Origin of the sequence: Peribacillus sp. YIM B13472 (genome assembly GCF_042788005.1) — a bacterium.
Classification (GTDB): Bacteria; Bacillota; Bacilli; order Bacillales; family DSM-1321; genus Peribacillus; species Peribacillus simplex_E.
The window spans coordinates 32,130-48,552 of the sequence record NZ_JBHZPG010000039.1 but is presented as its reverse complement, the minus strand read 5'-3'; the positions used below and the strand labels follow the sequence as shown (position 1 = coordinate 48,552).

General features: G+C 35.7%; 15 protein-coding genes. 7 read left to right on the top strand and 8 right to left on the bottom strand.

All coding sequences use genetic code 11. The features are described 5' to 3' along the window. From ACFX4I_RS22605 to ACFX4I_RS22595, 3 genes are all read right to left on the bottom strand, one after another. Positions 1–726 (bottom strand): IS110 family transposase (locus tag ACFX4I_RS22605; RefSeq protein WP_377423142.1); only part of this gene is annotated, 726 nt, incomplete at its 3' end. 757 nt (positions 727–1,483) lie between these two features. Beyond that, positions 1,484–1,651, bottom strand: coding sequence for a hypothetical protein (locus tag ACFX4I_RS22600; protein WP_377423141.1), 168 nt, complete (start codon positions 1,649–1,651; stop codon positions 1,484–1,486). A 1,129-nt stretch (positions 1,652–2,780) separates the two neighbouring features. Then, positions 2,781–3,725, bottom strand: a complete 945-nt coding sequence (locus ACFX4I_RS22595) for a DMT family transporter (protein ID WP_230302363.1) — start codon at positions 3,723–3,725, stop codon at positions 2,781–2,783. Between the two features lie 103 nt (positions 3,726–3,828). Here ACFX4I_RS22595 and ACFX4I_RS22590 point away from each other — a divergent pair, with 103 nt between their 5' ends. Then, positions 3,829–5,262 carry an aminotransferase-like domain-containing protein gene (locus ACFX4I_RS22590; RefSeq protein WP_377423146.1) on the top strand — a complete coding sequence of 478 codons (1,434 nt, stop codon included), beginning with the start codon at positions 3,829–3,831 and terminating at the stop codon, positions 5,260–5,262. Positions 5,263–5,639: 377 nt separating this feature from the next. Here ACFX4I_RS22590 and ACFX4I_RS22585 read toward each other — a convergent pair whose 3' ends face one another. Both ACFX4I_RS22585 and ACFX4I_RS22580 read right to left on the bottom strand, forming a co-directional pair. Further along, entirely contained in the window at positions 5,640–5,918 is a 279-nt protein-coding gene (locus tag ACFX4I_RS22585; protein WP_048883312.1) for a hypothetical protein, read from the bottom strand. 5 nt (positions 5,919–5,923) lie between these two features. Continuing rightward, positions 5,924–6,871 (bottom strand): IS110 family RNA-guided transposase, encoded by a 948-nt coding sequence (locus tag ACFX4I_RS22580; protein WP_377423138.1) that lies wholly within the window; start codon positions 6,869–6,871, stop codon positions 5,924–5,926. Positions 6,872–7,253: 382 nt separating this feature from the next. On the opposite strand from ACFX4I_RS22580, the gene ACFX4I_RS22575 reads away from it, so the two are divergent. The 5 genes from ACFX4I_RS22575 (at position 7,254) to ACFX4I_RS22555 (ending at position 11,534) form a co-directional block, all read left to right on the top strand. Beyond that, positions 7,254–7,712, top strand: coding sequence for an NUDIX hydrolase (locus ACFX4I_RS22575; RefSeq protein WP_230304341.1), 459 nt, complete (start codon positions 7,254–7,256; stop codon positions 7,710–7,712). A 216-nt stretch (positions 7,713–7,928) separates the two neighbouring features. Next, positions 7,929–8,561 (top strand): type 1 glutamine amidotransferase family protein, encoded by a 633-nt coding sequence (locus ACFX4I_RS22570; protein ID WP_230304196.1) that lies wholly within the window; start codon positions 7,929–7,931, stop codon positions 8,559–8,561. A gap of 375 nt (positions 8,562–8,936) precedes the next feature. Then, positions 8,937–9,746 carry a class I SAM-dependent methyltransferase gene (locus ACFX4I_RS22565; protein ID WP_377423136.1) on the top strand — a complete coding sequence of 270 codons (810 nt, stop codon included), beginning with the start codon at positions 8,937–8,939 and terminating at the stop codon, positions 9,744–9,746. Positions 9,747–10,403: 657 nt separating this feature from the next. Then, on the top strand, positions 10,404–10,907 hold the full coding sequence (locus ACFX4I_RS22560; RefSeq protein ID WP_377423134.1) for a VanZ family protein: 504 nt from the start codon (positions 10,404–10,406) through the stop codon (positions 10,905–10,907). 258 nt (positions 10,908–11,165) lie between these two features. Then, entirely contained in the window at positions 11,166–11,534 is a 369-nt protein-coding gene (locus tag ACFX4I_RS22555) for a DUF2750 domain-containing protein (RefSeq protein ID WP_377423131.1), read from the top strand. Between the two features lie 399 nt (positions 11,535–11,933). On the opposite strand, the gene ACFX4I_RS22550 is transcribed toward ACFX4I_RS22555, so the two are convergent. From ACFX4I_RS22550 to ACFX4I_RS22540, 3 genes are all read right to left on the bottom strand, one after another. Continuing rightward, complete coding sequence (locus ACFX4I_RS22550) at positions 11,934–12,383, bottom strand: DUF1569 domain-containing protein (RefSeq protein ID WP_377423129.1); 450 nt, start codon at positions 12,381–12,383, stop codon at positions 11,934–11,936. Between the two features lie 536 nt (positions 12,384–12,919). Then, positions 12,920–13,813, bottom strand: a complete 894-nt coding sequence (locus ACFX4I_RS22545; protein WP_377423127.1) for a prephenate dehydrogenase/arogenate dehydrogenase family protein — start codon at positions 13,811–13,813, stop codon at positions 12,920–12,922. 20 nt (positions 13,814–13,833) lie between these two features. Continuing rightward, entirely contained in the window at positions 13,834–14,514 is a 681-nt protein-coding gene (locus ACFX4I_RS22540; protein WP_081395730.1) for an RraA family protein, read from the bottom strand. Between the two features lie 669 nt (positions 14,515–15,183). Here ACFX4I_RS22540 and ACFX4I_RS22535 point away from each other — a divergent pair. Beyond that, the gene (locus ACFX4I_RS22535) at positions 15,184–16,035 is read left to right on the top strand and encodes a MurR/RpiR family transcriptional regulator (RefSeq protein ID WP_076370312.1); all 852 of its coding nucleotides are present in this window, start codon (positions 15,184–15,186) and stop codon (positions 16,033–16,035) included. The last annotated feature ends 388 nt before the right edge of the window (positions 16,036–16,423 follow it).

The window sequence follows — 16,423 nt, the reverse complement described above, 5'->3', positions numbered from 1 at the left end:
TAGGCTTAAAATGTGACTCTGATATAAGGTTCTCTGAAAAGGATTTCGAGCTGAGGCAGCCATAAGTTTCTCTGCCTGTGTATTCGCCCACTTTCTAGAACGACTTGGACAAAGTTCATTAATCCTATTTGCTACAGTTTCTTCATCGACTGCTAATATGTCTTCAGAAGTAGGGAATTCTAATAGAGTAAGCAAAGAAACAACCGAATACAAATCTCCAAAAACCCCTCTATATTCAGGAAATACTTGATCAAGAACAGCCTGAAACTGTAGTTTTGTTTGAACATAGATACCCGTTATATTTGCGTGTTGTCTTGAAAGATTACGAAGATTTAAGAGTTGTATCCCTCGTTTTTTATAAGGCTCTAAATCCTCTTTATAGTACAGCTCGCAGAGGTGACGTGCATCGATTATATCTGTCTTTACTTTGCGTAAACTAGAGCTCTTCGCACGATAAGAAATGAGTGGGTTAACGATAATTAATAAGTAACCTCTCTCCTCAAAATACTGTACAACGGGCGTATGATAATGCCCCGTAGATTCCAATACAATCGGAGGTTTGATCCCTGTTGTATTTTCTATTTCTCTCAGAAAGTGAAAGAGTGTTTCTAGTCCTTCAATGGTATGCGTAACTTTAAAACTGCCTTGATAAGGCTTCTTCTTCTCCAAGAATGCTTGAACCTGACTTTCACCTTTGGCTACATCCAGACCAACTACTGGATTCATTTATTATCTCCTCCTAAAGAATATTGCCGGTACCCCTAAATCCTTCTTGTAGTATAATAGCTTCGCTTGTTATACGAGATCGTAGTCCCAACCAGCCTAATCATGTTTCCACAAGTAGGGGGTGAACTGTTTAGTTGACGGGGTCCAAGCCCCACGGGCAGGAACGTTCTACCCCAGCTACCGTTATCAGTTCCATAAAGAATACTGTTAAGGGACATTAAGTTTAAAACATAATAAAGTTGTTTAAACGTCAGTCATGTTTTTCCATTAAGGGCCAAATTATGGAGGATTGTATTTAATGAAGTAGGTTTGTTTAAGATTAACTATATTTTTTAAAGTATCTCTATCTATTTAGAGGTGCTTTTTTATTCATTAAATGAGAAGAGGATATTAGTTTAACGATACAAATATATCAAAATAAAACAACTATTTATTGTAAAACAATAAATAGTTGTTTTATAATAACAATAAATAAATTAATTAAGTGGGTGCTTCTTTATGGGCTGATGCCTATCTAAAATAAAGGATGGCACCATTTCGTTAAAGAGACAGAGTAATTGAATCATTCAATGTGAAAGGAGTGTTTTTTTGGGGTTAACTTCGATTTTAATTGGACTTTTTGGAGCTATATTAGTTATTATCTTCGTTTTTCCATTACTAATGGTTAGAAAATATGGAAAGGTTCATCTCCTTATAAGTGGTCTTATTGTATATTCGGTCTATTAATTATCAATTGGATATTATACATTACAGGTTTTTATACATTGCTTCCTGTTAATGTTGCAGACTTAATTTTTATCCCAATATGGTTTATTGTTTGTGCTTTAGGTGCCTTATTTACAATATTTGAGTTTAAGAACAACAAAGCCTTTGCGGTTCCCCTTGCTGGTTTTACTTTTATTAGCTTTGTTTTCGCTTTATTCATAATCGGTATATCACAGATGTAGCGGTGAAGTTAGTGTTCAACAAGAGGGCGCGATTCTTTAATAAGAATCGCTTTTCTTAATGAACTAACGGGGCAGGTTAGTTTAAGTACAATACTTCACAAAGTTAGAGAAAAAGCCGACTTTCTGCGAAAATCGGCTCTTCTAAAATCTGAGTTCTTGCTTCATATGTTAAGGCTCTAATAATATTCAATGGTCCACGTTCATATATGACCAAGTGCGGTATGCCTAGCTATCCTTTTTTTGTTATTAAATCACAAGAAGTAGTATGTGTAAGAAAACATAAGAAGATTTCCAATAGCACGATGCACGGAGTACCAGATTTCTTGAACAAAAGGGCACCGACCCATTAGGTTAGCATAACTGGCATCCACCCCTTGGATAGGCATGACGCAGGAATAAGAGGACATATTTTTGATGACCCGTTGAGACATGGGAGGGAAAGCCTCCAGAGGCGGAGTGGAGATTTCATGCATTATATGGTGGAATATGGAGCTTTCTATTACTCCTTTATTTAACTATGCCTCCATGAAGCCAAAATGATCTGAGCTCATTGCTTTTAACCGTTAATATTTTTTCAAGGGTTATGAAATCCTGCGAATAAGTGAGCATTCGAGAGATATAGCTATCATACTGAGGGATTTCAAGAGTGCTGTTTGATCCTTGTTCAACAATTTGGCCATATTGTGGAATACGGAGTAAAGCTATTTTATAATTTATGTAACTGGAATTTAGTTGAAGAAGGAAAATTTTTTTGAGAGGATACTTTTAAGCTCTGTAGGAGATATAACAAAAATTTTAAAAAGATGTACAAGAGGGAGGCACTATTTAATAAACGACCTCGTTGGTTGAAGAGATGGTATTTCCCCTCTTTTTTATGCATCCACTAGGTTTCGGGCAGTTGCCCGAGCAAATGGAGCGAATCAGGAATCCACTCTTATTCTCTTCATAGAGTTATTTCTGCTAATGGAGATCTTGGAGATATGACGGGGGAATTCAAAGGAAAGCCTTGCTGCTTGAATTGGAGAGGAAGGCTAACAAATAAATACATTTAAAAAGAGCGTTAGAATGAATAGGATTCTAACGCTTTTTAAATGTGAGACTTGAACATTAAGCCTTATTAGCGCGGTTACTTTCACTCTTAACGGAATCAGTACGGCCCTTATTTGCAAAATGGGTGATTAAGGCCTTAGAATTAATCACAATTAAACCTGCAATGATTGTGATTCCCCCGAAAAACATGAGCCATGTTATATTTTCATGATACAAGACCTTCCCAAGTCCTAAGGCAATGATGGGGGAGATGTAGAGCCATGTGGACGGAAATATCGGGTCCGTTTTTGAAACAAGCCAATAGTATATGGATTGGGCAATCATAGAGCCAAAAACGGTCAAGTACACAATCGATCCTATTGCATTCTTATTTGCAAGGTCTCCTATGTTTATCTGCTCAGATGCCAAAGATAGCAGCAGAAGCAATGCACCGCCGTAAATCATTTGAGCAGCATTCAGCATAATAGGTGAGGTGCCTGAAAAACGCTCTGACACCTTTTTGGAATAGATCGTTCCTGCTGCATAACCCATTTCACCAAGCAGAATAAGGAAGCAGGCGATCAGCCATATTGAATCGTAGGAAACAGTCAGATTCGGCATAAGGAGCATAGCCACTCCAATCAAGCTGATTGCACATCCTACAAACGTTCTTATAGATAACTTAACGTGCAAGAACATTGTTTGAATCAGCAAAATCATAATTGGTCCCGTTGCAGACAGGACAGCACTAACTCCGGAAGCAACGTACTGTTCCGCCCAATATAGCGTAGCAAACGTTCCGAATGTTAACGTACTTCCTGTGATGAATGATTCTTTAGAAAAAAGAACAGCCAGATTTGCTTTTTTTCGCAGCGACATCATTAAAAATAGAAGGATGCCCGCCATGAAAAATCGGATCCCTGCTGAAAAAAAGGGAGGAAGCCCTTCGTCTACTCCTATTTTTATTGCCAGGAATGTTGTCCCAAAAATCAAGCACATACAAATATAGTTAAAGATAATCATGTAAATCCCTCCTTGCTACTCATCATATAGGACGGGAAATAGAACAGATTCATTGTAGGTAGAACAGATCGCAAACCTTGGTGCTAAACTGATATTGGGGGGAATTCATGTGAAGATAAAATCCTCAGAGCTTTATAAGCAGATTTACGATTTGGTTCTTGCCAAAATTGATCGTAAAGAATGGAAGGAACATGAGAAACTGCCTTCTGTAAGAAGAATGGCGGAGGAACTGAAAGTAAATCGGTTGACTGTTCTAAGAGCTTATCAATTATTAAAAGAACATAAAAAGATATACGCAAAGGAAAAATCAGGGTACTTTGTTAAGTCTGAAGATCCATCTTTTTCTTTGAATGAATCTCAGCTGCTAGAAATCGCTGACTATCCTTATAGCCACCTGTTGTCATCATCAATCCATCAGGTGGCTGTTGACTATCAATTCTCTCAAGCCATTATTGATCCGAATCTCCTGCCGAATTCTTATTTATCTGAATATGTCAAAAAGGTTTTTACCCTCTATCCCAAAGTGCTTGGCACCTATTCGACTGTTCAAGGGGATGAGGAATTGAGGACAGCCCTTTCAGACTACTTTTACAAGACGCACCATTTTTTTGCACCGATTGATGAGCTGTTAATTACTTCAGGTGCTCAACAGGCCATTGATCTCGTGGCAAAGGTTCTGCTCAGGGCGAATGATACAGTATTAGTTGAGAGGCCTACATACAGCTCAGCTATTGATATTTTCAGGCAATATGGTGCGCGTATTATTGGGATTGAGATTGGGCAGGGCGGTTACGATCTGAATCAGCTAGAACATATCTTAAAAAAAGATAAACCGCGGTTTTTCTATACAAATCCAACCTTCAATAATCCAACAGGCTGCACCATTTCTGCTCTGCAAAGAAAACAGCTGGTGGAACTTGCAGAAAAGTATCAATGTGTCATCGTTGAAGATGATCCTTTCAGGGATATTTATTTTGATAAGGCTCCTCCATTCCCGATTTATTCGTATGATACCGATGGCTATGTTATCTATATCCGCAGCTTTAGTAAATACGTTTCGCCTGGATTGCGTGTTGCAGCTGTAGCTTGCCGTCATCCGCTAATGAGCCACTTGATTACTTCGAAGTCACTCGCTGACAACGGGACGGCCCTTATTAATCAAAAAATGTTCCTGCACTATTTTTTCTCAGAACGAATGCAGATTCACTTGGAGAAATTGCGAACAGCTCTATTTTTAAGGAAAGAAGTAATGAGAAATGAACTGGCTGCAACTTCATGGAAATGGACAGATCCATCAGGAGGATTAAACTTGTGGGTGGAACTTCCAGAACAAATTTCAGTTGAAAAGCTCCTTGATGCCTGTTTGGAACAGTCCATTTCCTTCGTGCCGGGATCTATATGTGATCCAGATCAAGCCCTTAGATCGTGGATTAGACTGAGCTTTTCGTATGCAAACGAAATTCAGCTGCAAACAGGCATGAAAAAACTAATGACGGTTGTTGAAACGATAAATAGTGATTCCGCATATCGACAATGATTATTGAAAGAAGGTTTTCAAATTGAATATCACATTGAAGACCTGCTACTGCTGATGATCTAACAATTGGGGTGCAGTTCATAAACGAGGCTTTGAGCGAAATTGTTAGCTCTAAAACAGGATATTAAGTTTAATCAAAAAACGACCTTTCCTAAGTGATGGAGGTCGTTTTTTTAAATAAAAGGACTAGGAGGCTTTACATCCTGTAGAATGTGAAACAATGTACTTAAACTAACGGGTGCGTTAGCTGAAGATCGGAGCTGTCTTTAAGGCAGCTTTTTGTATGAAAATATATACGTGAAAGGCCATACAAAATAAGCCCACCATATTCTAATTTTTTGAAGGACGTAAATGTATCATGTCGTTATTTTAACTGGTTATGCAGTTTGTTGTTCAGATGGAGCGATTGTATAGCCTTTCTTTTTTAGGTATTCGATCATTTTTAATTCTTTGTTCATTTGTTTTTCTTCAAGGTAATTTGAACCTAGTTCATGATAGGGTTCTCCTGTTTTTAAGATGTTGTAAGCAATCGTTAATAGTAAATGGGCAGAAGCGATTCGTCCCTTCATTTTTCCCTGCCGTTTGGTAATCCTTTTTCGATGTGAAGCAATTCGATTATTTTGCCTTGATGTCGCTAATACACACTCTACGGCCATCGTTTTTAATGCTTTATTTCCTTGTGTGGTTTTACTCGTTTTTTTTTACCAGCACTTTCGTAATTTCCGGGACTCACACCAGCCCAAGAGGCAAGATGTTTAGCCGACTTAAATACGGACATATCAACGCCCATCTCTGCAATAAAAGTAGCTGCGGCAGCTTTGTTCACACCAGGTATACCATCCAATAATTCTACTTCCTTACGATATGGGGACAGGAGTTGATCGATTTGTTTTTCCAATTCTTTTATGGCTTTTTCTAAATAACTCATATGATCCCAATGGTAACGCAACATATCACGGTGATGACGGCGAATACGACCATTAATTGCATTGGCAATGTCAGTAATACTTGCTTTTGTTCGCCAATCCACCATTTTTCGAAGACCATCGGTCTCTATTTTTTCACCGTTTAGAATCGCTTCAAGGATACGGCGTCCCGATACACCAAAAATGTCTGATAGCACGGATGTTAGCTTGATATTAGCATCTTGAAGAATTTTGTGAATGCGATTCTGCTCTGAGGTGCGATGATGAATCAATTTTTTTCGATAACGAGTAAGATCTCGTAAATCACGAATATCCTCTGGTGGGACAAAATTGCTTTCAATAAGTCCGCATCTTAGAAGCTTGGCAAGCCATTCGGCATCTTTCACATCAGTTTTACGCCCTGGAACATTTTTGACATGCCTGGCATTGGCAAGAACAAGGTGAAAAGATCCTTCGAGTATATTCCATATTGGTTTCCAGTAGACTCCGGTACTTTCCATCACAACATCGGATACCTGAAGGGTAGCTAGCCAATCACTTAAAGCCAAGAGTCCCGTAGTTGTAGTTGAAAACGTTTCAATAGAGGTTTTTGGCTTTTTATCTAATGGACCAAATAATACACAGGCTACCACTGTTTCTTGGTGTACATCTAGGCCAGCACACCGTTCAATCATTGCTTCCATAGGAGAATCACCTCAATAAAAGATTAACAATACATATGACAGTAGATTTGTTGCAAAAATTTTTGTATACGTACTAGCAGTACACTAAATGGTTCTTCCATACTGTCACAACCAGTTTCTTATACAGGGTATCTTCCTTAAGATCCACCAAAAAAAGTTCAGCCTGGTTGTATTGTTATCATCCATTATCGTCAAGGGGTTTATGGGTTAGACTCTATTTTTGAGTTTGGATTTTCGTAGTAGATGGTGGCGGCGAGGAGCGCCGCCATAGAAGTTTCTTATGGAACTAAAGGGGCAGGTTAGTGGTAGTAGAAGGTAATCAGGTGTTAATTAGAGAAAAAGGTAGTAATAAATATAAAATTAAATACTTGAGGAGAAAAGGATGGCTCATAATGGGATAGTTTTAGTAGTTAGTGTATCAATATTCAGAGATGATGAAGTCTTAATAATTAGAGAAAATGAACCAACTGCTATTGATAAGTGGAACTTTCCAAGTGGACGCATTGAATATGGTGAAGACATTCTCTATTCAGCTCGTAGGGAGGTAAAAGAGGAAACAGGCTTTGATGTAAAACTTAATGGTACAACGGGTGTATATAATTTTATCAGTAGTACAAACAATCAAGTTATTCTATTTCATTTTACTGGTGAGGTTAATGGTGGTTCATTAAATCTTGAAGAAGATGAAATTTTAGACAGTAGATGGATTAAGGTGAATGACCTTGTGAAATTTGATAATGAAGAACTACGTGAACCCAGGGTACTAAAGCAAATAATAGATAACTTATTAAAAGAGAAGGTACATTCAATTAGTATTTATAATGAACAACTAAGTAAATAATTCATATTAAGCTAACAGTCCTTTACTTCATTACCAGGAGCTGATCATCAGCTCCTTTTCTTATGGCACTAACGGGGCAGTATAGTTCCATAAGAAATAGACTATTGGTTAATTGTGGTATATAATCACATTAAAAGGAACGTACGTTCTTTTTTGGTGGAGTAGCTTTTGATGTGGAAAAATAAAACTAGAAAATTATGATTGGAGTGTTAGTGGATGAAAATAAAAAAAGTTTATCTATATGTATTTAATACAATGTCAGACTGGGAATATGGATATTTAATTGCTGAACTAAATTCAGGAAGATATTTCAAAAAAGATTTTGCACCTTTAAAAGTAATTACAGTAGGAGCGAACAAAGAAATTATTACTACGATGGGGGGACTGAATATAAAACCAGATATTTCCCTTGATGAATGTAACTTTGATAGTAAAGATCTTGTAATTCTACCTGGAGGGAATACTTGGGGAGAAGCAATTCATCAACCTATCTTGAAAAAAATTGGCGAGGCTTTAAAGCTTGGCACTATTGTTGCTGCTATTTGTGGTGCAACTGAGGGACTAGCGAATATGGGGTATCTAGATTCTAGAAAGCATACAAGCAATAGCTTAGAGTATATTAAAATGGTCTGTCCTAATTATAAAGGGGAAAATTTTTATGAGATGGAGCCTGTAGTAACTGGTGAAAATTTGGTTACTGCATCAGGAGTAGCTCCTTTGGAATTTGCGAAGGAAGTACTGAAAAAATTAGATGTATTTGCACCAGATACATTACATTCGTGGTATAACCTAAATAAGACTCACAAACCTGAATACTTCTTCCAACTAATGAACTCAATAAATAAGTGAGTTTAAAAATCAACTTGGCAGTTTTATTTTACTTGAAATAATCTCCATACTTTATGCGATGTCAAAGTATAGTTTTTGTACATAACTTAAAAATTTTAGAGAAGTTAATAGAGATTGTGAATGATTATACTTAAACTATCGGGTGCTTTACTTCAATAAGGAAGGTTGCTGAAGCAGCCTTTTTCTTATGGCACTAACGGGGCAGTTTAGTTCAACAACAAAGGGAAGTTTCCTTGAAGGGAACCGTTATTGAATTTACTTAGATTTTAATGAGGAACCTTATTAATTATTTTTTGGAATAAAGAACAATAAAACCTTAAATGGTAAAATGAATTTATTGAAAATTGCAATAAACACAGGGGAGGGGAATCACGTTTGGATACAAAAATGGCTCGAAATCGTGCTGAATTATCTGGAAAGTTAACAAATGTATTAGATTCCAGAACGTTAACAAACTCACACAAAAGGCTTGCAGAAATTATTACGGAAGGCATGGCAATTCTTGATATTGGATGTGGTACAGGGGCAATTACTAGAGGCATAGCAGAAGCTGTGGGTCCAAATGGACGTGTAGTAGGAATTGACAGTAATCCAACCTTAATTCAAAAAGCACGTCAATCATATGGCGAAATACCAGGATTATCATTTGAAACAGGTGACATTTATAATCTTCCTTATGAACAACAATTTGACATTGTTACCTGTTCACGGGTTTTAATATGGTTATCCGACCCATTAAAAGGATTGAAAATGATGACATCTGCTGCAAAAATTGGAGGTCGCATTTTAATTGCGGATTATAACCATGAAAAGATTTCATGGAATCCCCTGCCACCTTCAAGTATGCTCAACTTTTACGCTGCCTATTTGAAATGGCGTGCGGAAGCAGGTATGGATAATACAATTGCCGATAACCTTCCTGGACTTTTTCGAAAAGTTGGTATAGAAGATATTACTATAACCCCCCTTCATGAGGTAACAAATAGAAGGGGCCCTGATTTTCAAACTCGCATTGGGATATGGGCTGATACTGCATCAAGCAGAGGAGTTCAAATGGCGAGAGACGGTTTTATTTGTGAGCAGGATTATGTGAGTGCTGAAAACGATTATCGTGAATGGATGATGCGTGATGCTGAATCTTTAACGATGTATATGTTAGCAGTTGAAGGTGTGAGGGTCTGTTAAAGCCCCACTCAAAATTTAGCCAACTAATAATGCTTATACTATGTTGTTAATCAACTAACGGGTGCGTTAGCTGAAGATTGGAGCTGTCTTTAAAGGCAGCTCTTTCCTTATGGAACTAACGGGGCAGGTTAGTTAAAGAAGTTTTCTCGATATGTACTGTTTCCCAAAGTTATTTCTTACAGCTACAATAATGGTGAAACACAATGTGAAATTGAGAAGGAGCTTATGCAGATTGAATCTTATTAAATATTTTGGAATCCAATTTATTCTTTTTACTGTAATAATCCTAACAGGGTTTTACTCAGATAGTTACATAAGCAAGCCCTTTACTTACACTGATTTAATAGCAATGATTATTCATTTTGCTATACTAATCGTCGTGTTAAATGGATACTTTAAGCTAAAGGAACGTCTAATGCCTATTCATTTATTTAATAGAGTTTTACTTTCTTTGATAGCTTTTGTTTTTACCATTATTTTTATAGAGATTTTAACAGGAGGATGAGGTTTTATCCCTAATGAACGATGCGTTAGCTGAAGATCAGAGCTGTCTCTAAGGCAGCTTTTTCTTATGGAACTAACGGGGCAGTTTAGTTAAAAATGGTATAATATTCAAAGACTTATAGAAAATACAAAAATTAAAAACGGGAGAGGAATATGAAAAGATTTATAAAGATTGTTTTAAGCATCAGTTTTATTTTTTATTTATTTGCATTGTTAGTTCTATTATTCTTGGGTACAAGAGGTAATGTATGGGGAGATTTGACTTTGTTGGAATATATAAAGAGTTCATCAAATTTCGTTCCATTTAAAACGATAAGTACATACACAAATGCAATTTTTAGCGGAAGCATGAATATGGATATACCTATAAAAAACCTAGTTGGTAACTTGATTATGTTTTTGCCAATGGGTATCTATCTGCCTTACTTTATAAAAAGAATAAAAAAAGTAAGTATATTTTCAATTGCTATGATTATATTGTTATTCGTTATTGAAGTCATACAAATAGTTATAAGAAGAGGAAGTTTTGATATTGATGATTTCATCCTTAATATGTTGGGTGCTTTGATAGGGTTCGGACTTTCGAAAATGAAGTTTGTTCAGAAGTTACTGAAATACAATAGGGGAGATTCTTCATTTGCCGATAAGAGTTTGTGAAGGATTGTACTTAAACAAACGGGTGCGTTAGCTGAAAATCGGAGCTGTCTTTAAGGCAGCTTTTTCTTATGGCACTAACGGGGCAGGTTAGTTGCATAAGAACTGGTATAATTTAGAGAAAAGTAGAGTGTAGAGGTGAATTATGGCTTTCCTTGTATAAGTCAGAATGTATCATGCAATTAACGATGCTTGGAAATGTAGTAACTCTCTATTTTATTTGGTATATTTTTTAATAATTATCGTAAAGGAATGGCCTATATGAAATTAATTAAACGATTTATTTTAAACCGTCCTGCTGAAAAGCGACTTGCATATTTTTATGGTATGGTTGCAACGGATGAACAGGTGTGGTTACTACGCGAAAAAAATGGCGACTTATTGCTATTAGAGGATGATGGAGACTATCCATTTTTACTACCTGTTTGGCCAAGCCGAAGCTTTGCTGAAATGAAGGCTGCCAATTTAGATGAGTCATACGAAGCGTTCAACATGCCACTTTCGAATTTTTTAGACGATTTACTAGTTGATGTTGAAAATGACGGTGGTGCCACAGCAATTTTTCCAAGTGAAAACGATACAACTATTCAAAAACGTGATGAAATAAAGGAAATGCTTCGCAATTTATAGTAAGTAGGAGCTCCTCACATTAAATTGGAAAATAAATAAGTAAGACAAGATCGTACATTCATTTTAGATGATTTATTTAATATTGTTATGATTCATAAGAATAAAACCGCATTTAGACCAGTAACAGAGAAGCCTATCATAATTAGGTTAATTCTTTAGTAGAAATTGAATATGTTGTTCAACAAACGGGCGCGATTCTTTAATAACAATCGCTTTTCTTAATGAACTAACGGGTGCTTTAGCTGAAGATCAGAGCTGTCTTAAAGACAGCTTTTTCTTATGGAACTAAAGGGGCAGGTTAGTTCATTAAGGAAACCAGTAATGGTTAAAGCTCAAACCTTACTATCCAATCCAATTTTACCGGATTGTTGATTTTCGTCCATAATTAAATTACCGTTACTAAACCCCAAACTGTTTTAAATGATGGTCAAGATGCTTATAAATTCCATGTCCCCATTGCTCGGAAGAAAGTCTTCCGAAAAAAGGATGTGGGTGACTTGTACAAGCCTCTGGTCCATTCTTTTGGAAGGTTGTAATTTTTTCTTTCAATCTTTCTCTTTCTATTTCAAAATCTTTTTTATCGGTTATTAAAATGGTTGGAATAGTAGACATATTATGCGGTAGGGGCTTGTCATTATAAAACATGGTTTTTGCAAACCGACCTATTAATAGCCCTAACCAACCTCTTGGAGGCATAGAATAGCCCATAGCAATGTCTTGGAAGGATGAGCAATGAGCTAACATTTGTGCTACATCCATTTTTTCCCATGATGGTTTTGAATTTGCGCTTAAGTTGTCGATACGTTTTAAAATTTCTTCTGTAAACAAGACCTCAAAAATATTATTCATTAGAATAACTCCTCTAATTTTGTTGATTTAAAACAGTAATTGATTATTTAATGTATATTCAACGTCAACATTATTTTATCCTTCTAAGCTAAAGGGGGACTGTTTCAAGAGGGATTGAAGTCCTGTTGGTTGAGCTAATAGAGGCAGCATTCCTGTGATAATAGAAATGGCAAATGACAAGTTTTGTGAAGGAATGTACTTAAACAAACGGGTGAGTTAGCTCACTAAAAGAAAAAAGGAGAGTACATATTATAAATGGTTAATATGTGCTCTCCTTTATTTATTAAGGTTTTTATAATTTGGGTCTTGAAAATTGAAGTTCAGTTATAAAATCTCCATCCTCGAAGGGTTGCTCTGTTTTGTGCAATAGCATTGGAGAAATAAACAAATTTACCATCACAAAAAATTGTCACACTAAAAATCAATATTCTCTTAGGTAGATAATGTAAAATCCAAGGGGCGGTGTTTTTGATTCGAAGCACAAAGGACCATGTAACAATGGTGGTACCCCATAATAGTAATATAGCTTATTTCATTTAACTACTTAAAATTGTATTCTCTTCTTTGCATGCTTTAATGACTTCTAACCAATAATCCGGTTTTTGACCTTTAAACTTCTCTTTCAAATTGAATGTAGCTAATCTTTCTAATTTGTTTTTTGCTGCCTTAGACATGACTGAATTAAGATTAGAAGCTTCTAACATTTGGATAGAACCATCTAGTTCAATTGATCTTCTTAATGCATGAATAGACGTTCCCGTTACTAATCGATTCATGGTTTCTTTAAAGCTCTTGCTATCCATCGTTTCACTTATCGAATCTAAAACCAATTCTTCTATATTAAATTCATGGGCGGCCTCTAACAACTCTAGATAAAGGGCGGCTACTCCTTTCATATAAATACTACGGACTAGTTTTATAGCAGAAGCGTCGCCAGGATTCTCACTCACCTTAGTTATATCCATGCCGTATGGAGTCATTAATGCGATAAGCCGATCCACTCCGTTGCCACTTGCTGAAATAGGAACTTTATGTTTATAAACTGGTAAGGGCCCTAACATTGCTGCGTCGACAAAAAATGCATTCTTTTCTTGAATGTTTTTGTTAATATTTTGTTTTACTACAGGAGTCGAAGCCGATACATCAACGTAAATACAATCTTTCTTCAGATGAAGTTTTAACACTTCGCTAACCCCATAAGCTTTATCTGCTGGTACTGCTACCATGACTACATCAACTTCATTTAATACGCCCTCGGGATTAGAACGAAGCTCCACTTGCGCTTGTATAGCCCGTTCTTTTATTTGCGGACCGAAAGTAGGATGGTCTAACATGACATCATGAGCCAGGATCTTTTCTAAACCTTCTTGTTTTAATCCGACGGATAATTCAAAGGCTGCTTCTCCAAATCCAATAAAACCTAATTTCATTCTAAAGTTCTCCCTTCTTTTTATAGTCCATACGCTTTTATTTGTTCTCTCAACCAAGGAGGTTCAATGCTTCCTTCTGGTTTGCCTTGCTTGCGGGTTGTTTCATAAGCTGTAATGGTCTCTATGCGCGTTTTCTCATAATCTAGTTTTTTCTCTGCCTTAGAAAGAGCCACTTCAATCTTGTCTCTTGGAACCACAATAACACCATCATCATCACCAATGATCAAATCCCCTGGAATTACGGATACCCCTCCACAAGAAATAGGTTTATGAAGCTCACCAGGACCATCTTTAAGAGGACCGTTTGGAATAAACCCTTTTGCAAAAATAGGAAATTTTAATTCGCTAAGTGTTTCTTTATCACGTACTAATCCATCAATGATGACTCCTTCAAGTCCAATGGCTTTCGCAGCTCCTGCCATCAATTCTCCAAGGTAGGCGTTTGAAGTATGTCCTTTTCCATCCGCAACTAATACATAACCTTCTTTCCCATCATAGATAGCTTGATGAAGGAACAAATTATCTCCAGGTCTTAAGCTTACAGTTAAAGCAGTACCAACTACTTTCATACCTGGTGCTACAGGCTTTATTTTATAATCCATAGAACCTGTACATCCCATCGCATCTGATATAAGTGTAGTGTTAAGACGTTTTGCTCTTTCGATAATTTCTTCCGACAATAACGGTGCTAAGTTACTCAATGACATACACTCCTTTTTACTTTTTTATGTTTCCATTAACTAAACAATTAGCTACTAAATGTAACTTGTTATCTTTGCTGTACAATCAACTAAGATAACGCTTTCAAAAATTACATAATTTTTAGTGTATTTCCTGTCTCTTCAACACTTTGTCACGTTATTTTTCTAAGTTTATTGACAAAAAAAGATTTGTAGGTCATTGGAAAATCCACTATTTTTCTTAACTTCAGTTTTAAAGTAATAAATATTACTAAAACTAGTTTGGGGGTAATATTTATTACTAATAACTTAAATGTATACTAACAGCGTTATTTATTAAAGTAAACCCTTTTTTTTATGACATTGAAAAGAAACTGAATTTTAAGAAGAAAAAGGGCTAAAGAACAAAGAAAGCGAATTAGATTGTTAACTTGAAAGGTTCAATCACCTTTATTAGCTCATTTATTCCGAAGTGCTAATAGAAATTAATTTTATTTACTACTTATGAAATAATCATGCATACGTTCTAGAAGTTTCAGGTAAGGAAATTATTAATACTCTTATTAAGGGACTCTTTTTTACATTAATAAATAAAAATGATAAAATTCAATTAAATATCGTAATAAATACTTTATTAGAATAAAAAAATATAAAATTTACACTATAATATGTTCAATTGGAGCGAATCTTATGGAAAACCCAATATTAAAATTAAAAAACAAGATATCAGAATTAACAGAAACACAACAAAGAGTTGCGGACTATATTATTAAAAATCCTGTGGATGTCGCTTTTTTAACCGTAGATCAGTTGGCTGGAATTGTAGGAACTAGTACTACCACCATTATGAGATTGACTTTTAGTCTGAATTATTCGGGATATACTGAATTTCAAAAAGGACTTCAGGAACTTTTACGTAATAGAGCAGCTCCTCAAATTAGATTAGAGGCAAATTTAAAAGATTTAAATGAAAGTGATTTGTGGATTCGCTCTGCAGAAAGTCAACTCAATAATATTCAATCTACAGTAGAGATGATTTCCACGGAGAGTTTAAATAAAACGGTGGAAATGATTGTGTCTGCAGATCGAATATTTTGTACCAGTGTGAGAAGTGGATTACCAGTGGCACAACATTTAACTTTTGGACTTAATCGTCTACTTGGAAACTGTGAATTGATTGTTGCTGATTTAAGCGATTGGGTTGATAAAGGAATTAATTTTACTTCGAAGGATTTAGTCATCGCAACCTCTTTTCCAAGATACGCTAGAAGAATTGTTGAATTCGCGATGGCAGCTAAAGACAATAACGCACAAATTATTTCTATTACTGATAGTTATTCTTCTCCTCTAGTTAAGTATTCAGATTTAGTCTTGCCATGTAATTCTAGTAGTATCGCTTTTCATAATTCACCAATAGCATCTATGCTTGTAGCAGATTATCTTGTAAGCGCCATAGCCATCAATTATCCTGAAAAAACCAAAAATCGTCTTGATGAAATTAATTCAATTCTTACCAAAATGAATTATCACTATAGTGATTAAATTTAAAAGGTGATAGGAGCAAGGATTCAATTAAATCCTTGTTCCTATCACCTTTTTATTTCTTCTTAACCAGATATCCTACTCACCATCATCTACTTCCTGCTTGATAAAAAAAGGTTTACTTTTAATAAGCATCCATGATAGTATGCTTTTAATAGTTAAAAATATTACAACATAAACTATAAAGGTAAAAAATATTACTACAAAAAGGACAATAATTCTTAGGGATATAGTTAGTTTTCTCCAATTTCTGGTTTTGTTAAAAATATTCACCAGTACATGTCTGAATATTTCAGTAAAAGTAATTATTATAATATGCTGAATGACTATTGGAATCTAAGAATCACCGAATATTGCTTTATTTTTAAAATTAAAGGTTTTTGAAAAC